The sequence below is a fragment of the Streptomyces sp. NPDC001828 genome (assembly GCF_042892175.1).
Lineage (GTDB): Bacteria > Actinomycetota > Actinomycetes > Streptomycetales > Streptomycetaceae > Streptomyces.
Map to the genome: position 1 here is coordinate 231,951 of NZ_JBIATV010000013.1, position 22,012 is coordinate 253,962.

General features: G+C 71.1%; 16 protein-coding genes. 11 read left to right on the forward strand and 5 right to left on the reverse strand.

What is annotated here, in order from left to right; all coding sequences use genetic code 11:
* Positions 1-121 precede the first annotated feature (121 nt).
* The 4 genes from lysA (at position 122) to ACFYZA_RS31320 (ending at position 6,935) form a co-directional block, all read left to right on the forward strand.
* Entirely contained in the window at positions 122-1,408 is a 1,287-nt protein-coding gene (lysA, locus tag ACFYZA_RS31305; protein WP_388494119.1) for a diaminopimelate decarboxylase, read from the forward strand.
* A 303-nt stretch (positions 1,409-1,711) separates the two neighbouring features.
* On the forward strand, positions 1,712-3,217 hold the full coding sequence (locus ACFYZA_RS31310; protein ID WP_388494120.1) for an FAD-dependent oxidoreductase: 1,506 nt from the start codon (positions 1,712-1,714) through the stop codon (positions 3,215-3,217).
* A gap of 385 nt (positions 3,218-3,602) precedes the next feature.
* Entirely contained in the window at positions 3,603-4,979 is a 1,377-nt protein-coding gene (locus ACFYZA_RS31315; protein WP_388494121.1) for a hypothetical protein, read from the forward strand.
* Between the two features lie 240 nt (positions 4,980-5,219).
* On the forward strand, positions 5,220-6,935 hold the full coding sequence (locus ACFYZA_RS31320; RefSeq protein WP_388494124.1) for a hypothetical protein: 1,716 nt from the start codon (positions 5,220-5,222) through the stop codon (positions 6,933-6,935).
* Between the two features lie 249 nt (positions 6,936-7,184).
* Here ACFYZA_RS31320 and ACFYZA_RS31325 read toward each other — a convergent pair whose 3' ends face one another.
* From ACFYZA_RS31325 to ACFYZA_RS31335, 3 genes are all read right to left on the reverse strand, one after another.
* A complete protein-coding gene (locus ACFYZA_RS31325) occupies positions 7,185-8,312 on the reverse strand; it encodes an FAD-dependent oxidoreductase (RefSeq protein WP_388494126.1) in 1,128 nt (375 codons plus the stop codon).
* A gap of 374 nt (positions 8,313-8,686) precedes the next feature.
* The gene (locus ACFYZA_RS31330) at positions 8,687-11,104 is read right to left on the reverse strand and encodes a hypothetical protein (protein WP_388494128.1); all 2,418 of its coding nucleotides are present in this window, start codon (positions 11,102-11,104) and stop codon (positions 8,687-8,689) included.
* Between the two features lie 11 nt (positions 11,105-11,115).
* Complete coding sequence (locus ACFYZA_RS31335) at positions 11,116-11,433, reverse strand: trypco2 family protein (RefSeq protein WP_388494130.1); 318 nt, start codon at positions 11,431-11,433, stop codon at positions 11,116-11,118.
* A gap of 523 nt (positions 11,434-11,956) precedes the next feature.
* On the opposite strand from ACFYZA_RS31335, the gene ACFYZA_RS31340 reads away from it, so the two are divergent.
* The 7 genes from ACFYZA_RS31340 to ACFYZA_RS31370 all read left to right on the forward strand — a co-directional run bounded on the left by ACFYZA_RS31340 (position 11,957) and on the right by ACFYZA_RS31370 (position 20,554).
* A complete protein-coding gene (locus tag ACFYZA_RS31340; RefSeq protein WP_388494132.1) occupies positions 11,957-12,841 on the forward strand; it encodes a phytanoyl-CoA dioxygenase family protein in 885 nt (294 codons plus the stop codon).
* A gap of 186 nt (positions 12,842-13,027) precedes the next feature.
* Positions 13,028-14,557: an alpha/beta fold hydrolase gene (locus tag ACFYZA_RS31345; protein ID WP_388494134.1), complete on the forward strand. Its 1,530-nt coding sequence runs from the start codon at positions 13,028-13,030 to the stop codon at positions 14,555-14,557.
* 44 nt (positions 14,558-14,601) lie between these two features.
* Positions 14,602-15,309 carry a response regulator transcription factor gene (locus ACFYZA_RS31350; RefSeq protein WP_382593448.1) on the forward strand — a complete coding sequence of 236 codons (708 nt, stop codon included), beginning with the start codon at positions 14,602-14,604 and terminating at the stop codon, positions 15,307-15,309.
* Positions 15,309-16,631 (forward strand): ATP-binding protein, encoded by a 1,323-nt coding sequence (locus tag ACFYZA_RS31355; RefSeq protein ID WP_388494196.1) that lies wholly within the window; start codon positions 15,309-15,311, stop codon positions 16,629-16,631. The genes ACFYZA_RS31350 and ACFYZA_RS31355 overlap by 1 nt, the downstream gene beginning before the upstream one ends.
* Positions 16,632-16,908: 277 nt before the next feature.
* On the forward strand, positions 16,909-17,343 hold the full coding sequence (locus tag ACFYZA_RS31360) for a VOC family protein (protein WP_382593445.1): 435 nt from the start codon (positions 16,909-16,911) through the stop codon (positions 17,341-17,343).
* 232 nt (positions 17,344-17,575) lie between these two features.
* Positions 17,576-19,369 carry an NlpC/P60 family protein gene (locus ACFYZA_RS31365; protein ID WP_388494137.1) on the forward strand — a complete coding sequence of 598 codons (1,794 nt, stop codon included), beginning with the start codon at positions 17,576-17,578 and terminating at the stop codon, positions 19,367-19,369.
* A gap of 189 nt (positions 19,370-19,558) precedes the next feature.
* Positions 19,559-20,554 carry an NAD(P)H-dependent flavin oxidoreductase gene (locus tag ACFYZA_RS31370; RefSeq protein WP_388494139.1) on the forward strand — a complete coding sequence of 332 codons (996 nt, stop codon included), beginning with the start codon at positions 19,559-19,561 and terminating at the stop codon, positions 20,552-20,554.
* Between the two features lie 96 nt (positions 20,555-20,650).
* On the opposite strand, the gene ACFYZA_RS31375 is transcribed toward ACFYZA_RS31370, so the two are convergent.
* Positions 20,651-21,025 (reverse strand): hypothetical protein, encoded by a 375-nt coding sequence (locus ACFYZA_RS31375; protein ID WP_388494141.1) that lies wholly within the window; start codon positions 21,023-21,025, stop codon positions 20,651-20,653.
* Complete coding sequence (locus ACFYZA_RS31380; RefSeq protein WP_388494143.1) at positions 21,022-21,978, reverse strand: fatty acid desaturase family protein; 957 nt, start codon at positions 21,976-21,978, stop codon at positions 21,022-21,024. The genes ACFYZA_RS31375 and ACFYZA_RS31380 overlap by 4 nt, the downstream gene beginning before the upstream one ends.
* Positions 21,979-22,012: the final 34 nt, after the last annotated feature.

A 22,012-nucleotide genomic window follows, 5' to 3' on the forward strand; every position in this document is an offset into this window, starting at 1 on the left:
AGGACTGTTGTGAGCGTCAAGTCTGGGAGATCCGGATTGACGATGTCAACGAAGATCCGGGCCGGCCCGAGCGGGAGGATGAACAGGAGAGCGGTACGGATCAGCGGCACAGGGAGCGCGGATGACGACGACGCAGACACACGAAAGCCGGGAACTGCTGGGGCTGTTCCCGCCCGGTACCACCCGGGACGGCAGCGGCGCACTGGTCATCGGCGGCGTAGCGGCGGAGGAACTCGCCGCGACCTACGGCACTCCCGCCCTGGTCCTCGACGAAGCGTCGGTCCGCGCCCGCGCCCGCCGGTATGCCGACGGCCTGGCCGCCCGCTGGCCGAACTCCCGCGTCGTCTTCGCCTCCAAGGCGTTCCCCTGCACCGCCGTCATCCGGCTGCTCTCGCAAGAGGGCCTGGGCATCGACGTGGCGGGCGGCGGCGAGCTGGCCCTCGCCCTGGCCGCGGGAGCCGATCCGGCCGGCCTGGTCGTCCACGGCAATGCCAAGACCGAGGAGGAGCTGCGCTTCGCCGTCGAGGCCGGTGCCGGGACGATAGTCGTCGACAACTTCGACGACATCGACCGCCTTGAGAAGATCCTGGCGGGCAGCACGGCGGAGCAGGGAGTACTGGTCCGGGTCACCCCCGGCATCCGGCCCGACACGCACGAGGCGGTGTCCACGGGCCAGAACGGCTCCAAGTTCGGCCTGTCCCCGACTCAGGCCCGGTCGGCGATCGCGCGGCTGCGCGCCGGCGACCGGCTGCGGCTGGACGGCGTCCATGTGCACGTCGGGTCGCAGATCCTGGACCTGGCGCCGTTCTCGCAGGCCGTCGAGGCGGTTGCCGAACTCGGCGAGTTCGCCGTCTACGACCTGGGCGGCGGCCTGGGCTCCCGCTACACCTACGCCGACCGGCCGCCCACGGTAGAGGCGTATCTCGACGCCGTCGCCGACACGGCCCGACGCCTGCTGCCCGCCGACGCCCGCATCCTCATTGAGCCGGGCCGTTCCATGGTCGCCGAGTCCGGCGTCTCGCTGTACCGGGTCGTGTCGGTCAAGCGCGGCGGAGGCCACACCTTCGTCGCCGTCGACGGCGGCATGGGCGACAACCTCGAAGTCTCCCTGTACCAGCAGCGCTTCGAGGCTGCCGTCGTCGGCCGTCCGACCGGCGGGGGCGAGCTGTGCCGCCTGGTGGGCCGGCACTGCGAGGCCGGAGACAGCCTCAGCGTCGGCGTCCGGCTGGCGGATCCGCGGGTCGGGGACCTGATCGCCGTGCCGGTCACCGGCGCTTACACCTATGCGCTGAGCAACAACTACAACGGCGCACGCCGCCCGCCGGTGGTCTTCGTCGGCGACGGCACGCACCGCGCCGTGGTGCGCCGCGAGACCTACGCCGACCTGATGCGCCGGGACCTTCCGTAGGGCGGACCTTCAGCCCGCCGGGTGGGCGCTTCGGAGTTCCGGATGAGTCCGCCGGTCCTCGTGAGGCCTCTCGTCCGGAGTCCCGGCCGGCAGACCTGATCGCCGGCATCTCCCTTTCCGCGCGGATCCCTTGGCCGGCGGCACGCCGACCCGCGTGCGGACAGGCGTGTGGGTCGGTCTCCTTCGCGTGATTCATGATCGTTTCCTGGAGTGTCATGGCACGTGCTCCTCCCCCTGCGATCGAAGGTCGGCCTGCGTCGTGTCGTGCAGGCGCGGCGACACCTGAGCAGGAGGAGCAGCATCGTGCGGATCAGTCGACGAACAGCCCTGCGCCGGAGCGCGGGGATGGCGGCCGCGGCCGCCCTCGCCCAGGGGTACGCGGACAGTCCGGCGTCGGCCGTTCCGGCGGCCGCGCATCAGGGGTGGGGCGCCGATGAGGCGGCCTGGCGGGAGCTGGGGCGCATCCTCGGCGCGGGCGCGTATCTGCACCGTCCGGGCGGGCAGGGCTACCTGGCGTCCGCCTCGATCGACAACCAGCGGTACGCCGCCGTGCGGCCGGCGGGCATCGTCATGTGCGCCGCCGAGAGCGATGTGGTCAAGGCGGTCCGGTGGGCCGCCCGGCACGGGGTGCCCTTCGCCGTGCGCTCGGGCGGGCACAACTACGCCGGTTACTCGACGACAACTGGTCTGGTCATCAACTTGCGCGCGATGAAGCAGGTCACGCCGAAGGGGCGCCGTCTTCATCTGGGCGGCGGAGCGACCAACTCCGACGTCTACGCGGCCCGGGACGCCGGTCTGTACTTTCCCGGCGGTCGCTGCCCTGGGGTCGGCGTGGCCGGTCTCACGCTCGGCGGCGGGCTCGGGTTCAACGACCGCAAATGGGGTCTGACCTGTGACCGGTTGGCCGAGACTCGTCTCGTGCTCGCCGACGGCACGGTGGTGCGCGCGGCGGCCGACGAGAACCCGGATCTGTTCTGGGCCTGCCGGGGCGGCGCCGGCGGCAACTTCGGGATCAACACCGCCTTCACCTTCGACGCGGTGCCCGTGGGGCGGTTGCGCGCGACCGTCTTCGACCTCACCTTCGCACTGGCCTCGGCGGTGGACGTCGTCGCAGAGGTGCAGGACATCCTCGCCGGGGACGGTGCCGGCGACTTCGACGTGCGCATCGGCTTCAAACACAACGGGCAGAGCACGACCAGCCTGTGGGTGCTGGGCCAGTTCATCGGCCCCCAGGACAGACTGCGCCGTCTGCTCACTCCCCTACTGGCCCTGCGCCCACGGCGCAGCTTCATCGAAGAACGCGGATTCTGGTCCGCACAGGACTACCTCATGGAAAACCCCGGCGCGAAGGACTGCTACGCCTCCAAATCCCTGGTCCCCGACCGGTGGCTGGCGCCGGGCACGGTGGCGGAGATCGCCGAGTGGACCCGCACTTGGCGCCCCGGTCCCGCGAAGGCGACCGGATATGTGACGCTGTTCGCCATGGGTGGCACCAGTGACTCCCCCCGGCCCGACGAGACCGCCTACCCCCACCGCAACGGCACCTACGTCATCGACATCGGAACCCACTGGCAGCCCGGAACGCCCCCGGCCGAGGTGAACTCCCTTCTGGCACAGACCCGTTCCACGCACCGGCTCCTGCGCAACCGCCTGGACACCGACGCCGCCTACGTCAACTTCCCCGACCCGGACCTCACGGACTGGCGCCGCGCCTACTACGGCGCGAACCACGACCGGCTCGCCGAAGTCAAACGCCGCTACGACCCGGCCGGGTTGTTCCGCTACGCCCAGGCCATCGGCACGGACTGACCCGGCCGGAGGCCCGCAGAGCCACGGCATGCGCGCGCGGGTCGGTCGGGGCCGGCCCCGGACGACGGGGCACCGCCGGCTCGCACGAGTTTCCGCCCCCTCGTCTCCGGCCTGGCCGGCACGTCGGCGCACACCCCTCGACGACCGGACCTGTTCGCCCGCCCGCGCGTATGCGTAATTGTCGTTCCGGGCAAGGGCAAAGGTCCCGAGTTTTCTCCGCGATATTCCTTTTCTGCGTGAGTCTGCCGCGTAACAGGGGTGTCGTCGGTTCTAGAAACGTCCGTTACGTTCCCTACCGGCGGCCGCAATACCAACTCTTTACCTTGATTTACGTCAGCAGGAAACGGCCGCGAACAATGGCCGATCAAGACAGGGAGAAATTTTCATGAAGGCCAGCCGCCGTTCGGCACTCCGTAACGCCGCCATCGCCGCGGGCACGATGACCGCGCTCGCCCTGCCAGTGGGATCCGCGTTCGCCGACTCGCCCACTCTGCCGGGCACCGGCCCCTCGACCCCGTCGGTGCAGCCGGAGAACCCGGAGACTCCCGACACGAAACCGGCCCCCGACACCGAGCCGGACCGCGACGCCAGGCCGGAAACCCGGCCGGAGGACCGGGACAAGCCCCAGGACCAGATACGGACCAGGACCGTCGCGCTGAAGGACGGCGGTACGGCGAAGGTCGACTGGATCCTCGGCAAGCCGAGAGCGGAGCTCTTCGGAAAGGCGGGCAATGCTCTCGGCGCCCTGGAGGGCCCCGGCGCCTCCAAGACCCTGCCTTCCGGTCTGAAGGTGACCCTCCAGTACGGGGGCACGCTCAACCAGGCCTTCACCAACAGCCAGGGCAACAAGCCCAAGCCGCAGGACCAGGTGGACACCAAGTACGTCAACCTCAAGGACGGCGGCGTCGCGCACGTCAACTGGATCCTCGGCAAGCCCCGCGCGGAACTGTTCAGCCGCTCCGGCAAGTTGGTCGGCACCCTGGAAGGGCCCGGCGCCTCCAAGGTCCTCGACTCCGGCCTGAAGATCACCCTCCAGCACGGCGGGACCATCCTGCAGCAGGACACCACCGCGCCCAAGCCGCAGGACCGGACACAGACCAGGACCGTCGCACTGAAGGACGGCGGCACGGCGAAGGTCGACTGGATCCTCGGCAAGCCGCGTGCGGAACTGTTCGGCAAGTCCGGCAAGGCCCTGGGCGCGCTGGAGGCGCCGGGCGCGTGCAAGACCCTGCCTTCCGGCCTCAGGGTCACCCTCAACCACGGGGGCACCCTCACTCAGACCTGGCACAAGGACACCCGGTCCAAGCCCAAGCCCGAGCAGAACACCCAGCGCAAGATCAAGCTCAAGGACGGCAGCACGGCCCTGGTGGAGAAGGGCACCGACAACGTCTGGGGCGCTACCGTCTGGAGCGACAAGGGCGGCTTCCTCGACGGGGTCCACGCCGTGAAGCGGCCCACCGTCGAGCTTCCCTCCGGCCTGAAGATCACCATCGGCAAGGACGGCAAACTGCTCCAGCAGTGGCCCGGCAAGACCGGCGGCAAGACCGGCGGCAAGACCAAGGATCTCTCCGAACGCACCACCACGGACCGTCAGATGCCCAGGGGCGGCGTGAAGGCCGGTGCCGAGAGCAGCGCCCAGGCATCCGGCAGCGACTCCGGCGACGCCACGATGCTCCTGGCCACCGGTGGCGGCGCCGCGGCCGCCGCAGCGGGCCTCGGCTTCACCATGCTGCGCCGCCGCAGGAACGACACCGCGGACTGACGTCGCCGCTGCTTCGGCCCGACGGGGCCGAAGCAGCGCGAGTCGCGCTCAGGGTGGCCGCCGGAGGTGCCCGGCCGGTGAAGCCCGCCCAGGCGCGAGTGATCGACTTCCGGTCGTGTCAGGGCATGTTCCGGACGAATGATCAAGAGCAGTGGGAGCCGAGAGTCACCTCGTGCGTACCGTGCGTCGTGTCCGGGCGGGCCATCCGCCCGAGCCGGGACCGACGTAAGGAGACCGCACGTGACCGACACCGCGAAGCCGCAGGAAGACGACCAGAATCTCAGGCGGGCGCTGTACACGACGGCCGGCGGCTGGAGTCCGGCCGTGGCCTTCGCCGATCACCTCAGCTTCGCCGCCCCCGTCCTCGCCGAGGTCGACGGCACGATCTACTGCGTCCACCGCGGTGCCCGCGAGGAGAGCGAGGGCGACAAGGTCCTGCCCGTGCGGTGGACCTCCTTCACCCCCGCGTCCGTACGACCGTACGAGACCGCGCTGGACGAGGCCACCGCCGAGCCGCTGCCCAAGGACGCCACCGAGGAGCAGACCTCCGCCTGGCAGGCGAAGGTCCAGGCCGCGGCCGACGCGCTGGAGCAGGCACGCAGGTGGACGCCCGATGCCTACATACCCGGCGTCGAGAGCGCCGAGACTCCCGCTCTCGTCAACGACAAGGGCACGTTGCGCATGGTGTTCACCGGCACCGGTGGGTACTACACCCACGGCAAGCCCCAGCTGTTCGAGACCGAACTCAGCCTGGTGGACGGCAAGCCCCGGTGGAGCCGCCCCCAGCAGGTCACCCGTCAAAGGTCCGCCCTCGCTCCGGCTCTGGCCGTCCTCGACGGCGCTGTGCATCTGCTGTACGTGGACCTGTACGCGGACCGGCTCGTCCATCTGGTCAGGAACGCCGAAGGGCGGTGGACCCACGTCCTCGACGACAAGGGGAATCCACTGGACACCCCCCGCGTCGACTCCGAACGGCTGCGCAGGGAGTGGCAGGAGTCCAAGGAGGGCATGCGGGCCAACCTGTCGCTGGCCGCCCACGACGGCAAGCTGCACCTGGTCCGCAACGGCTTCGGGATGCTCTTCCCCGCCGTGTTCGACGGCAGCACCTGGACGGACGGCGACCGCCTGCCCGGGCCCGTCCCGGTCGAGAAGGGCAAGGGGATCGACGCCGCCTTCTCGCTCCGCACCGCCGCGCTGGCCTCGTACGACGGCAAGCTGCACGCCGTGTACCCGTCCGCGCGGACCGACGCCGGCGACGCCCTGCGCCACTGCACGTGGACCGAGGAAGACGGCTGGACCCGGCCGGTCGTGCTGGAGGGCCACGACTCCAACAACACACCCGCCCTGCTGAGCTTCAAGGAGGGGCCGTCCGAAGGGGCGCGGGAAGTACTGCTACTGGTGCACCGGGGCATCGACCGGTACGTGCCGCCCACGCCGCCGGTCCCGCCCGCGCCGCCGAGCATCGCGGACGTGGCCAGCAGGGGCGCGACCGTCACCGGCAAGACGGTGTCCGACCACGGCAGGGGCGCCTGGAGCCGGCTCCGCCACGACATCGCGCTGACCCCGGCCACCCTGAAGGACGGCAAGAAGGCCGTCATCGCCACATGGGACGCGGTGGCGGAGTACTACTGGGGCTGGTGGTGGTACCGCGACGGCGGCACCCGCTTCTCGACGGTCCGGGTGAACGGCGGCACGCTGTGGATCAAGAAGCCGTCGGACAAGCACTTCCTGAAGTACGCCGACTTCGACGGCGGAGCGTTCTCGAAGGGACACCTCCGGGTGGACGTGCTGCTCACCGATCTCGAGCCGGGGACGTACGAGATCTCGCTCAGCAGCTCCAACAGCAGGAAGACGGGCGGGTATTGGTGGGACGAGCACCTTTTCAACGGGCGTACGGACCGTGAGTACTGGACCGAGTTCGAGCTGAGCCGCTGCACGGCCACCGTCACGATCTGACGGTGACGCGCCGTCGGGGCTGGGGCTCGCCGCCCCGGACCCGACGGCGCCAGGATGTGAGCCCGGGGTGACCTGCAAAAGGTCGGCCCGGGCCGCCCCGGACCACCTCGTTCTGCCGGACAGGCCACGGGGGCTGGGGCTCCGGGAAGTCGGTCACGACGTTCGAGCCCGTCACCCGTGTCTCGGGGGGGCGCCAGACCGGCGCCATAGGGCCAGAGCTTCCGGCGCGTGGTCCAAGTCGCCCGCGAATCAGGGGCCTTCGCCGTCCACGAAGTCGGGCAGCTCGGTGGAGATCAGTTCCTCGGCGCCGTGGTCGAGCGTCTTCTGCCACTCGTTGGAGCGCGGCAGCATCGTCCGCTCGTAGGCGCGGATGGCGTCCGCGACCGTGTCGTTGTGCGCGATGGCGAGGGCGAGTTCGCAGGCGTCGAGCATGGCGAGGTTGACGCCGACGCCGAGCGGGGGCATGAGGTGGGCCGCGTCGCCGAGCAGCGTGACGGTCGGGTTGTGGTCCCAAGTGTGCGGGACGGCAAGGGCGTTGATGGGCCGGTCGACGTAACCGCCGTCGTTGTCGGTGAACAGGCGCCGCAGGGCCGGGGACCAGTCGCGGAACTGTTCCGCGAGGAACGTGCGGAGGGCGTCGGTGTCCTGGAGGGTGAGGCCCGCGTCGCGGATCCAGGTGCGGGGAAGGCGCTGGATGACGTAGACGCGGATGTGGTCCCCGCTGTTGCGCTGGGCGAACAGGCCGCGGGAGCCGTCGGCCGCCGCAGCACCGCCCTGGCCGACGAGGGCGGCGATCTCGGGGTGCTGGTTCTCGACGTCGTGGAACCACGCTTCGAGGAAACTGATGCCGGTGTACTCGGGCAGGGCCGCGGAGACTGCGGCGCGGACCGTGGACCAGGCTCCGTCGGCACCGACGACGAGATCGGCCTCGACGGCGGATCCATCGGCGAACCGCAGGCGGCGAGGTCCCTCATCGGGGCCTTCGAGCGATGTGAGGGTGTGCCCCCAGTGAACAGTGCCGGGTGCAAGGGAGTTGAGGAGGAGGTCGCGCAGGTCGCCCCGGTCGATCTCGGGCTTGAAGCGCTCACCCTCGTCAGGGGTGTGGTGGAAGAGGATCCTTCCGGCCGGGTCCAGCTGGCGCATCTCCTGGCCTTCGAGGCGTGAGAGGCGGAAGAACTCGTCCAGGAGGCCGGCCTCACGCAGGGCGATCTGGCCGTTGTCCTCGCGCAGGTCGAGAGAGCCTCCCTGGTTGCGCACGTGCGGGCCGGCCTCGCGGTCGTAGACCGCGACGGCGATGTTGTGCCGCTGGAGGATGCGGGCGCAGGTGAGGCCGCCGGGGCCGGCTCCGACGATGGCGATACGTGGGTGTGTGGTCATGGTGGTGCTCCATGGGTTGCCGGGTGGCCAGTTGGGGCCAGGTGTCGCCAACAGCTCTCTGTCGTACGCGAGATGGCCTGCTGAACGTCGCGGAGAGGAAGGGCGGGGAAGGGGACGGCTGGTCGCTCCTTCCAGGCACGAGGGAAGCCGTGGCGCCGCCATCCCAGAAAAGCACACCGACCCACTAAGTGCAACTGTTGCACTTTTAAAACCGCTCAACCTTAAGAGCCGTCTCCAGATGCACCGGAGCCCCGGATCTCAGCCGCTCCGGCAGGCCCTCTCGGGATCCGCCCCGCGTGTCGCCGACCACGCCGAGCCGTTCGTGCTGCGCGCGGTGGCGGGGCCCGCGACTTCCGGCGCCTTGACCCACCGGTTCACGCACCCAGCAGCTTCCACACGACGAAGACCGTGACGAGCAGGACGGGAACGGCCACCATGAGGAAGAGCCGGAGGCCGCTCGCCTCGTTCACGGAGTCCCACCACCCGACCGGTTCGGAAGGCGCGGGGGCAATTCGACTCGGACGCGGTCGAGGCTGCCGGTCCGTGGGTGGGGGCACGTGCCCGTGGGGGCTGGACCGTGCGGCGCGGACGGCTGCCAGCCAGCGCGTCCGCTCGGACTCGGTCATCTGGTGCACAAGATCCTTCGCCAGGTCGGACAGTGCGGCATGGGTGGCGACGAGCCGGGCGGTACCGGCCCTGAGCGCAGGCTGCGTGGGGAAGGCACGGGACACGGCGGTCAGGGAGCGGCGTCGTTGGCCGGAGCTGAGCACCGGGCTGGCGAGCACCTGCTCGAGAAACTCGGCGTCCTCCTCCTGGTGCTGGTCGATGAGCGCACCGACCAGCATGTCCGGGCCCGTTCCGCCCAAGTAGGCGCCGTCGGGGGCGGGGTAGAGGGCTCTCATCATGCGACGGAGCTTCAGGATGATGTCGGCGCCGAGCGGCGGCGGAACGGCGAGGCCGTGGTAGTGAACGTCCCAGGCGACTTGGAAGACAGCAGTGGCCTCCTCCTTGTCGGCCGCCCGCGCCATGCCCTGCACGGTCAGCAGGGTGTCAAGGTAGTCCCGGCCCAGGTCCAGACGCTCTCTGCGCGCGCCTCGTTGGACGTACTTCATTTCATGGTCGACCAGCACCATCCAGACCGGGGGCAGACCGTCGGGAAACTCGTGCGGGCTGTGGAGCAGCACGTCGGCCAGCGCATCCATGTGCACGCCCAGGATGTTGCCGCCGTCCTCGGTGACCGGGACGGGGACGGGCACGAGTGCCGGGACGGGGACGGGCGCAAGTGCCGGGGCATCGACCGGAACCGGGTCGGCGCCGGCGCCCGGATCCACGTCGCCGGCGTCCCGACTCCCGGGCCCGGCACGGTCGGTGGCGGCGTCCCTGTCGCTGTCGTCGTCCCGGCAGCCGTCCACGCCGTCGTCGCCGTCGTCGCCGTCGTCTCTGTCGTACTCTTCGTACTCGTCGAAGTCCGCGCCGTCACGGTCGGCGCGGTGGATCAGGGCGATGCGGCGGCTGAAGGCGAGGGCGGCGTCGTGCCGCAACTGGGCGGGGTTCAGGTGTCGGTACAGCGCGTCGGGGCTCAGCGCCAGGGCGAGGCCGCTGGTCAGAGCGGGATGCCGGATGCTGAGCCGGTCCCACCAGTCGCGGGTGGAGCGGGCGAGCAACAGCACACGGATCCGGCGTCCGGGCGCCTGGTGCGCGGCCAGTACCGTCAGCAGCCTCTCGACCTGCTTCTGGCGCGACTCGGCGTAGTCGACGATGACCAGCACCGGCCGGACGAGGTGCCGCAGGTCGGCGTACGGCGGCGGCTGGGACACCGGCTTCTCGGACAGGAACCCCGCGGCCCAGGGGATGTCCTGTCGCGCCGGTGACTCGGTTTCGAGGCGGCGTTCGGAGAGCCGACGGGCGAGTTCGGTGGCGATGCGGGTCTTGCCGATGCCGCCGGGGCCGTGCACGACCGCCACGTCCACGGTCCTCGACGTGCCGCACCACTCCGCCAGTCTGCTCATCTCCGTGTCGAGACCGGTGAATCGCACCGTCTCCGCGCGCGGCGACAGGAGGTAGGAGGGGGCCACCACGGGCCGCGGCGGACTGTCGAAGAGTCCGTCGAGATCGGCCGGCTCCAACCGTGGGCGCGTGCCGGCGGCCTGTTCGATGATGTCGCAGAAACCGAGGTCGTCCAGCAACTGCCGTACGGGGATGGCGTTCAGGCGGCCGTGGTTCCACCCGGCGGGCGCGGCGGTGATCAGCGCGAGCAGCAGGTCCTCGCAGAAGATCCCGGCGCCGGACATTCCCTGCCAGGGCGAGGAGCCCTGGCCCGAGCGGTGTTCCGGCAAGGCCCCGTCGAGCTGGAAGCTGTAGGTGTGCGACGCGTTGTCCACCACGTTGATGCGGCCCGTCAGCTGTGCCGGCGCGCGATAGCTCCGGTCCCCGCCCCCGGCCCCGCCCGGATCGCGCCGAACGGCGGCACGGGGCAGACCCACGGCCGAACACCGGGGAACGAAGCCCGGCTTGGTGCAGATGAGCTCACCCCACCGCACCGGGGAGAAGGTGTCGCCGAGACTCCGCGGCCGGCACCGCAGCAGTACCGCGTCGTCACGGTGCCACGCCACTTCGGCCCTGGTCCCGGCGGCGTCCGCACCCTCGTTGAGCACCCGTACCACGGGGCGGGAGCCGCTCTCGGCAGCGGAGGCGATGAGGTGGTACGCCGTCAGGATCACTCCCGGTGCGACCACGCAACCGGCGCCGATGCGGCCCCCGTGCTCGACCGCGACCGCCCGGTTCCAGGACACGGTGGGCCCCCTTACGCGAACGGCCGCTCGCCGGGCCCGTCCCCGAGCTCGCCGCGATCACCGACCGTCACGTCGCCGTCCATGTCCAGGGTCACGGTCAGCCGGTGGGTCCGCGCGGACGACCGTTCGCCGCGGGCCTCCCCCGATACGACGAACGCCTTGACCCCGCCACCTCGCGAGGTGGTCCGGTGGAGCTCGATGCCCAGGTCCAGGACCACTTCCCTGACCCTGAAGTGGATTCCCGGTCCTGCCCCGTCCTGCTGCGCCCGGGCAAGGCCCTCGCGCACCGCTCCGATGGCTTCTGAGAGTTCCGTACCGTCCAGCTCCATGTCGTGCTCCCCCGTTGCCGTTGCGCGGAAACCCAGTCTGCCCACCCCGGCCGGGGCGAGGAAGAGGCCGTACGAAAGTCCGCGGTCATGTCCCCGGGTGAACGCCCCCGCTGCTCCCCCTGTGCCGCCACACCGGACGCCACCGGTACCGACGCGGACCGGGCCGAAGCCGCCCCGGCGGACGAGCGAGCGGGAGCACCCCGGGGGCGAGGCGGGGCGACACCGCCCTGGGTGCCGGGCACGGCTCCTCCTGCTGGGCGTACCTCGTGCGCCGGGCGCCGCTTTCCGTCGCGTCGCACCCCAGAACCGACGTCCAGGTGTCAGAAGCCGTCGCCGCGAATGCCTCACGCAGTCCGTGCCGTCCGCTGCCCCTTGGGCTCCGCGTCCGATCCGTCCACTGCCGTCTTCCGGTCGGCCGGGCGTACTGTCGACGAGATCACTTCCGCACGGCGAGACCCAGCCGCCACGTCCCGCCGTCCCGGAACACACGCTCAGCATCAAAGCCCCCGCACCGGGAGAAGACATGAGCGAAACACGTGAACGCCGGTCGCTGCCAGGCCTGTTGACCGCCGAACAGATCGAACGCTTCCAACGGGACGGATACCTTCTGGTCGAGAACGCGCTGACCGCCCAGGAGACGGCTCACTACCGTGCCGCGATCCTCGACCTCGTCCCGCCCGGCCTGTCGTTGCCGCCGCACTGGCGCGTCATGGACGGCCGGATCAAGCCGTACCTCCCCCACCGGGACCAGACCATCAACACCCCGGCGCTCATCCCGCTGATGGGCAACGAGACCCTCTACCACGTGATGGCACAGCTGCACGGAACCCCTCGCCTGCACGCCTTCGACGGATCCGTCGGCATCACGCTGCGCAACGACGCCCGCCCCGACGAAGTGCTCAGCCAGCGGCTGCACTTGGACGCGTCGGTGCCTCCCGAGAAGGATTTCCTTTTCACCGCCGAGGAGTTGCAGCTGGGCGGTTGCTACTACCTCACCGACGTCGAACAGGACGGCGGCGGAATCCATGTCGTCCCCCAAGGTCACCGGCTCGTCGAGGAAGAAGTGCGGTCCGCACGCGCGCGAGGAGTGAACAGCCGCTCTCTGCACGGCAGTTGGCGGAACATCACGCACCACCGGAGCGTCGAGGTGACCGGGCCGGCAGGCTCGTTCGTGCTGATGCACCACCTCATGCCGCATGCCGCCTCCCACAACCGGAGGTCCCTGGCCAGGATCGCGTACTTCATGCGCTACGTGCGCACGCCCCACGCCCACGGCGCCCACCTGCCCGAGCTCCCCGGGGGACGCGAGTACGACGCCGCGCAACTGGGCGCGATGACACCGCTCACCCGCCGGCTCCTCGGACTCGATCCATGGGACCGGACGAGGGGCGAGCCGGAAGGGGTGTGAGGCTGTGGCCGACCACGCCGCCGTTCCGTCCTGCACCGGGCAGTCGTCCCGCGCCTGAACAGTTGCGTGCACCGGTCGCGCCCCGGCACCGCGACTCTTACACGGTTTTGCCTCCGCTCTTGCGAACTCCTGTCACGCGCCCGGCACTGTCGTGCTCACACCGCAGGACGGAACGAAGGAGCGGGCATGACGACTTACCTCAGCAGGGCGCGGCAGGCCGGGCTGGCCGTAGGGACGCTGGCGCTGCTGCTCACGGCGCTGCCGGCGGCGGACGCGGCCGGGGTCCCCCGGGCGGGCGGGCCCTCGTGGTGTCCGGCCGTCGCCGGGCACCGGGTGGACTGCGACACGATCCGGCGCCCGGTCGTGACCGGCCGGCCCGAGCTCGGCACGGTGGGGGTGAGCTACGCCGTCGTGCGGCACAGCGCGCCGGGCCCCGCCAAGGGCACCGTGGCCGTGAATCCGGGCGGGCCCGGCGAGGTCGCGATCGGCAAGGCGGAAGAGTTCGCGGGGGGCCTTGCGGGACTCCTCGACGACCATGACCTGCTGCTCGTGGATCCGCGCGGCACCGGCAGATCGGAGCGGATGCCGTGCGGGGTCACGGACGCCGAGTACCGCTTCGGCACTCGCGAGCAGCAGCGGGACGCCGTGGCACGCTGCGCCCGCACCCTCGGTCCGCGCGCCCAGGGCTTGACGACAGCGGCGACCGCCGACGACATCGACGCGGTGCGCGCCCGGCTCGCCGTCCCCCAACTCACCCTCTACGGGCTGTCGTACGGGACGTACCTGATGCCGGTGTACGCGAACCGGCATCCCGAGCGAGTGCGCTCGATCGTGCTGTCCGGCGCCTACCCGCACGACTTCGACCCATTGGCGCGTCCTTCGGCGCAGGCCGTGTCACTGGCCCTGCACCGGATATGCGAGCGCTCGGTGCCGAAGGCGTGCGACGGCGAGAAGGCGGTACGGGATCTGGCCACCACCGCGGCTCGGCTCAGGGCCCGTCCGCTGACCGTGGCCATCCACGCCGACGGCAGGACGTACCGCGAGCGATTCACCGAGGGCAAGCTCGCCAACCTCCTGTACGAGGCGGCCAGTCGGGGCGTCGGAATGGCTCCGGACCAGCCGTCTCTGCTGGGCAGCGTGCCCTGGGCGCTCGACCGCTTCGTGAAGGGCGACACCGCGCCGCTCAGGCGGCTGGCGCAGGAGGAAGGGGCCTCCGGCAGCACGGAGGACCAGGCCCCTTACATCGGCGTGGTCTGCAACGACTACCGCAAGGCGTGGGCCGCCGACGCACCGCTGCCGGTGCGGTGGGCGCAGTACCGCAAGGCTCTCGCGGGCGTCGGGCAGGGCGGGTTCGGGGCGTTCAGCGGGCGGGGCTTCAACGAGGGGCCGACGGACGGCGGGGACGTGTGCATCTCCTGGCCGCGCGAGAACACCGCGCGCCCCCTGCCGACCGACCTGGAGATGCCCGACGTCCCGGTCATGGTGATCTCCGGCGACCTCGACGCCAACACCCCCGACGCCAACGGCCGCGCGGCCGCCCGGAAGTTCCGCGACAGCGCGTTCTTCTCGGTGCGCAACGTGGGGCACGTGCCGGAGCTGGAACAGAGCGGCTGTGTCACACAGGCCACCACCCGCTTCATCCGCACCGGTGACCCGGGCGACACCTCCTGCTTCCAGCGCGTGGCGCCCATCGCCGTGACGCCCGTGGGCCGCTGACGGGCAGGCACGTGACCGCGTCCACCACCGGCGAAGATGATCACATGACTGAGACGAGTGAGAGACGCCGGACCGTGCTTGTCGTCGAGGACGATCCGGGTGTGCGCAGCACACTGGACCAACTTCTGCGCTTCGAGGGCTACCGAGTGCTGCTGGCGTCCGACGGACTTGAGGCCCTTGACCTCCTTGAGAGGCATCGGCCCGACCTGGCGGTGGTGGACGTCGTCATGCCGGGCCTGGACGGTCTTGCCCTGTGCCGGATGCTCCGCAGGCGCGGCGACCGGCTGCCCGTGCTGGTTCTGACAGCTCGTCATCAGATCGGCGACCGCGTCGCCGGACTGGACGCGGGGGCCGACGACTACCTGTCGAAGCCGTTCGCGACGGAGGAACTGTTCGCCCGGATCAGGGCGTTGCTGCGCCGCTCCGCCGACACGCACGGCGCGGCCGGTACCGACACGCTGACCGTCGCGGACCTCTCCCTCGACCCGACGGCCCGCCGCGCCCAGCGCGCCGACCGCCCGCTGGACCTCACCAAGACCGAGTTCGACGTCCTGGAACTGCTGCTGCAGCACCCGGGAGCGGTCCTCACCCGCACCCAGATGTACGAACGCATCTGGGGCTACGACTTCGACACCACGTCCCGCTCCCTGGACGTCTACATCGGCTATCTGCGGCGCAAGACCGAAGAGGACGGCGCTCCGCGGCTGATCCACACCGTGCGCAACGTCGGCTACACCGTGCGGGCGGCGTGATGCTGCGCGCGAAGATCACCCTGGTAGTCGTCGCGGCCGCGGCACTGGCCATCGCACTGGCCGCGACGATCTCCTACCGTCAGGTCAGCCATGTGGTCGGCGAACAGTTCGACCGCGCGCTGGACGACCGCGCCGCCACCGTTGTCACGCTGCTCGGTGTCTCCCGTACCCCGCCCCCGCGCCCGGACTCGACCGAGCAGGTGCTGACCGCCGACGGCACGGTACGGGCGCTCGCCCCGGGCCGCGCGGTACTGACTCCCTCCGAAGCGGCCCTGCGCGTGGCACGCAGCGGGCACGGCACGGCACGCGAGGACGTGACCGTCGCCGACGCGGAGTACGGCGTCCTCACCACACCGCTGCCGGGCGGCGGCGCGGTCATGGTCGCCCAGCACTACGCGAGCGCCGAACGCATCGACCACGCCTTCCTGTGGCGCATCCCGTGGACGACCATCGCCGCGACCGCCCTGTCGGCGCTGCTCAGTTGGCTCGCCCTCGACCGCATCCTGCGCCCGGTACGCCGACTGGCCCGGGCCACTCGGACCATCACCACGACCCAGGACCTCACGACGGAACTGCCGCCCGCCGGAAAGGACGAGGTCGGCCAGCTGACCCGCAGCTTCGCCGCCATGCTCGAAGCACTGCGGCGCTCCCGCGCCCAGCAGCAGCGGCTCGTCCAGGACGCGAGCCATGAGCTGCGCACGCCGCTGACCTCGGTGCGCGGCAGCGCCGAACTCCTCCAGCGGGCCCGGGGCAGGCTCGCCCCCAGCGACGAGGAGCAGATCCTCGGCACCCTGGTCACCGAGGCGGCGGCGCTGGACGCCCTGGTCCGCGAACTCGTCGAGCTGGCCACGGACCGCTCGACCGACGAGGAACCGGCCGAGGTCGACCTGGTCGCCGTGGCCGAGGAGGCCGCGCACCGCTGCCGTGGGCGCACCGGCCGAACCGTCGACGTGACGGCCGACCGGCCCGAGACGGTACGGGCCCGCCCACGTGCCGTGCAGCGGTGTGTCGACAACCTGCTCGGCAACGCGTTGAAGTTCAGCCCGGAGGGCACGCCCGTGGCCGTCCACATCGAGGGCGGGCGGCTGTGCGTGCGGGACCGGGGCCCCGGTATCGCGCCGGAGGAGCGGCACTCCGTGTTCGACCGCTTCTACCGAGGTCGCCGCACCCAGTCGGTGCCGGGCTCCGGCCTCGGTCTCGCCATCGTCCACGACCTCGTCACGGCCGACGGCGGTACGGTGTTCGCCGCCGGGGCTCCCGGCGGCGGAGCCGAGGTCGGTTTCGGGTATCCGGTGAACTCGGGCCGTCGGGTGCGGCGTTGAGCGCACGGGTTCCGGGTGCGGGTTTGGTCCGCGCACGTCCCAGGAGTCACTGCGGCCGGGTGCGGGCCCGTACGTCATGAGGTGCGGCGCCCCGGCCGGGCCCGAACTCTCGCCCCTCTGAAGGCTGTCCCGTGGCTGATCGCATCCTGTGGAGCACCGGCCTCCGTTCACCGCTGTGAGCGCGGGAAGCAGCCCCTGGCGGACGGCACCGCCCTCCCGACGGTGTGCGGATCCACCCGCCAGGGGAGGTGAGCGAGGGCCTTGTTATCGTGCGCGGATGTCAACGATCAAGCAGGTCCAGGTGACCTTCGATTGCGCAGACCCCACGCGTCTCGCCGGCTTCTGGTCCGAGGTGCTGGGGTACGTCGTGCCTCCGGTCCCGGCAGGGTTCGCCACTTGGGAGGACCACCAGCGCTCGCTGCCGCCTGAGGAGCAGGTCGTCTATTTCGCGTGCAGCGACCCCTCGGGGGTGGGTCCGCGCGTGCTCTTCCAGCGTGTTCCCGAAGGGAAGGTCGTCAAGAACCGGCTGCATCTTGACGTTCGGGCAGGTATCGGGCTCGTGGGTGAGGAGCGTCTGGCCACGCTCGAAGCCGAATGTGCACGGCTGGTCGCGCTCGGCGCGGTACATGTGCGCACGATGCGTGCCGACGGCGAGAACGAGTCCTGCATCGTGATGCAGGACATTGAGGGCAACGAGTTCTGCCTCGACTGAGCCACGAGGGGGCCTCAGTGGCATCCCCGAGACACCACCGGCACGGCTGCCGAGCCGGCCCGTCGCGGTGAACAAAGTGGCCCGTTGGGGTGAATAGGTGTTGATAGTGTGAAGAAAGTCGGTTGCCCACGAGGCCGATGGAGCGTCAGCGTGGGCCTGGCCGACTGCTGAGCGGGGGGCGCCGGTTGGGGCCTCCGCCTGATCATCTGTTCTGTCACCGGGGGGTACCCGCATGTCCTCATCCATGTCCGCGCCGAGCCGCAGATCGGCTCTCGCCGCGCTCGTGGGAGTGGCGGCGGGCAGCTCGTTGCCGCTCGCCCCGTCCGCCGTCGCGGCCACGCCGACAGCGGTGGCCACGGCTACGGCCGCCGTGCCGACGGTGTCCGCCGGGCGGCTCCCGATGGTGCTCGACCCGACCGACCCTTGGCACTTCGGCGCCCACCCGGCCGGGACACTCACCACCCGTACGCTCGCCGGCACCCCCGCGCTCCTGGAGGTGTCCGACGAGCGGGGTGTGCTCGCCACCCTCACCACCGGCGCGAGGACGGTCACGCTGCGCGGACCGAAGCGCTGGTTCACCGAGCAGAAGAAGCCGTTCTCCGACGCCTTCTCCCGGACCCTGCCGGCCGGCCGGACCGGCTGGGGCTCCTCCCCCGGCGGCGGTAAGTGGTCCACCCACAACGGTGCGGACGCGGACTACTTCCTGGAGGCCGGCCGGGCCGCCATACGGCTCACCGCCGCCAACGCCAGCCGCCACGCACTGCTTTCCGACAAGGCCGTGGGGGACGTCGACGCACGCGCCCGTTTCTCCTTCGACAAGGTGCCCGCCGGCGCACCCGTCTCGCTCGCCCTCACCTTCGCGGCCACGGACGTCAACAACCACTACCGGGCCCGGCTGAACATCACTCCCGCCGGCGAGATCCAGCTCCTGATGGAGAAGGAACTGGCCAACGCCGTGAGCACGTTGAGCCCGGCCGTCACGGTCGGCACCGGCTTCGCCGCCTACGACCACTGGTGGGTCCGGGTGGAGAAGACCGGTGACGTGCTGCGCGCCCGCGCCTGGTCGCACGGCAAGACGGAGCCCACCACCTGGCACCACAGTTTGCGCGACCCCGAGAAGGACCCGGCCAAGGTCTTCGGCTCCGGCACCCTCGGGGTCCGGGCACTGGCCTCCGCCGGCGCCACGGTGCCGCTGGAGGCCCGCGTCTACGACTTCGACGTGGTCTCGGCCGAGTGGGCCGACCCGCCGGTGATCAGCCACGACACCTGGGTGCGGGTGCTGCCCGCGCCCTTCGACGGCAGCTGGACCCCCGCCCTGGACCGGCAGATCCGCGCGTGGGCGGGCGACACCTCCCCCGACGCCCTCGCGTACGCGTCGATGTTCCGGCCCTTCGCCCCCGACGTCACCGACCCCGCGCTCCAGGGTGCCAGGGTGCTCGGCACCGCCGGGTACAGCGAGCCGGACGCCGCCGGACTGCGCTTCATCGGCGCCGACTTCCACGAGTACATGGGGCTCGACTGGACCTTCCCCGCGAGCGGCGAGGGTCCGGTGGTCGCGGAGCCGCAGTTCAAGGGCCACCTCGACTGCTCGGGCTTCGTCCGGATGGTCTACGGCCACCATCTCGGCATACCGATGGTCGGCTCGAAGAACTTCGACGGCCTCAACTTGCCCCGCACCTCGAAGAACCAGTCCGCCTCCGGCCCCGGCGTGGTCGTGGCGCGGGCCACCGGAGCGGCACCCTCGCTGGCCCCGCTGCGGATCGGTGACGTGGTCTTCTTCGACGCCACCGACGCGGCGCCCGACGATCCCGAGGCCACCGACGGGGTGATCGATCACACCGGCATCTACGTCGGGGAGGACCAGCACGGCGGTCTGCGCTTCGTCTCCAGTCGCAAGACGCCCAACGGGCCGACCATGGCGGATCTCGGAGCCAAGTCAATCCTCAACGGCAAGCAGTCGGTTCCCGCCGAAGGCGTCAAGGGTGATCTGTACACCGCCTCGCTGCGGGTGATCCGCCGGTTCTGACGGGCAGCGGGGTCGCACCCGGCCGGGGATACGCGGACGACCGAGTTGGCGTTCCAGCGCGGCGCGGACGGGGTGTGCGCCGAGCGCCACGCCTCCGTGCTGCGGCGGGTGGCCGGTTCCGTCCGGTGTGGATGGCGCGGATGGTCAATTCCGCCCGGCGCTGGAGGGGCAGGGGGAATCATGAGGACCATGGCCTTGTCGACGGATTTCACCGAGATGCTGGGCGTCCGGCACCCGATCGCGCTCGCGCCCATGGGAGGTGCGGCCGGAGGCGCGCTGGCGGCCGCCGTGTCGCGCGCGGGCGGACTCGGGCTCGTGGGTGGCGGATACGGCGAACCGGGTTGGCTGGAACGGGAGTTGTCGGTCGTGACCCGGGGCACCGACCGACCCTGGGGCGTCGGCTTTCTGGCCTGGGCGGTCGATGTCCGTGCGGTGGAGCAGGCACTGGCGTTCCGTCCGGCGGCGGTGATGTTCTCCTTCGGGGACCCGGGCCCCTTCGTCGATCGCGTCCGTGACGCGGGGGCGGCCGTGCTGATCCAGGTCACCGATGTGGAGGAGTCCCGGCGGGCCGTGGACCTGGGTGCCGACGTCATCGTGGCGCAGGGCACCGAAAGCGGCGGGCACGGTGCCCGCCGGGGACGTTCCACCTTCCCGTTCGTCCCGCTCGTGGTGGACCTCGCCACTCCGGTGCCCGTACTCGCGGCCGGTGGGATCGCCGACGGGCGGGGCGTCGCCGCGGCACTGACCCTGGGCGCCGCGGGTGCGCTCATCGGCACCCGCTTCCAGGCCACCACCGAGGCTTCGGTCGAGCGCTCGGTCCGCGAGGCGCTCCTCGAAGGGCGTGGACAGGACACCGAACGCAATGGCGTACTGGACATCGCGCGCGGATCCAGCTGGCCCGTCGAGCGATACACGGCTCGCACCCTCGGACACCCCTACCTGGACCAATGGCGCGGCAGGGAGGCCGAGTTGGCCCGCGACGGGAGCGCGCCCCTGAAGTACCGGGACGATGTGGCGAGCGGGGTGATTCCGCCCGAGCCGGTCTGGGCGGGCGAGGCGGTGGACCTGATCACGGATCTGCCGTCGGCCGCCGAACTCGTCACCACTCTGGCCGCCCAGGCCGAGGACGCACTGGCGCGAGCCGGACGCAGGCGGCCGACGGACGGATCACACACCACCGGCTGACGTCAGTCGCATCCTCGGCCGGCCACCCGGGACACGGCAGTGGGAGGGGGCGGCACCATCTCGCTGGGTGGTGCCGCCCCCTCCCTAGTTCTTCGCTCAGGCCGCCTCCGTCCAGCGGGCATCAGTGAGGGCCGCGGTGAACGACGCGCGGCTGCGCGTGAGTTCCGCGACCAGGGCGCGGCCCACCTCCGAGGAGCCCGGCAGGGCGGTGACGTCGACCTCCCAGCTCGACCACCAGGTGCCCCCGGCGGGCCTGTCCTCGCGGAAGACCGCCTGAATGCGGAGGCGTGTCGTGGTGGCGCTCGGCCGGGTCAGCCGGACGAGGAACTCCGCCTCCGGGACCTCGATCCGGATGGTCTCCCCCACGCAGGACATCCGGCTGGCGTCCGGGACCGCTTCGCCGTACAGGCGGTTCGCGTGCCGGATGGCACTGCCGCTCACCACGGCCGGGCGACGCCCCGCCGCACTCACCGGGTGCTCCGTTCCCGCCGCCGGGCCGAGGCGGCGCGGTTGCGCCACGCGGCGCCGGCGGCCTTGCGGAAGAACGCGGCGTAGCTGCGCTCGACGTGCACCGCGTACCGTTCGGCCTCCGGGTGCCGCTCGCGCAGCCGGTTGATCGGCACGACCATCGCGGCATGGTGCTCGATGTGCAGATTGTTCCCGTTGGTGAACCAGGTGGTGAGCCAACTTCCTCTGATGGAGCGGGTGTTGCGCAAGACATCGGTGGTCTCGGTCTCACACAGGAGGTGTTCGGGCAGTTCCACCAGGAAGTGCATCGGTACGGCGACCAGGAGCGGCAGCAGCCACAGGCGTAGCAGGGTCTCACCATGTCCGAGCGCGACGGCGGTCGCGGCGGCCACCGCGATCAGGCCGAACAGGCGGTATTCGTTGACGACCTCGCGCCGCCGGCGCTCGGCGATCTGCCCGGCGTCGTAGGTCCAGGTGCCGGTGCAGCTCGCGACCACGTCGCGTACGACGAACAGCAGGCCTCCGTAGTCGAACAGGCCGCGCAGCAGTAGGCCGGGAGTGATGGGTTTGCGACTGTCGAATCCGAAGAACTCGGAGTCCTGCGGGGTCCCGAGGAAGCGGTGGTGCTGCAGGTGGCGCACTCGGTAGTGGCTGTACGAGACGAGCAGGGGGACGCCGAGGGGGACGCCGACGAGGCGGTGGGGACGAGAGGTACGGAAGGCGGAGTGGTGCAGGCACTGGTGCTGGAGCTCCACCATGTGTGTGTAGACGGCTCCCAGGATCAGGACGCCGGCCGGGGCGAGGACCGGGCTGGGCCGCAGGGCGAGGTAGCCACCGACCACGGCCAGGGCGACGGCCAGGGTCAGTTTGAAGATGAAGACGGTCTGGTCCCAGGCCTGGACCCGGCTTTTACGAAAGAGTTCCTGCGGGGGGCGGGGGGAGGCCGTGACGGCCATCGTGGTTCCTTCCTCGGTGAGGCGGTTCGTCTCG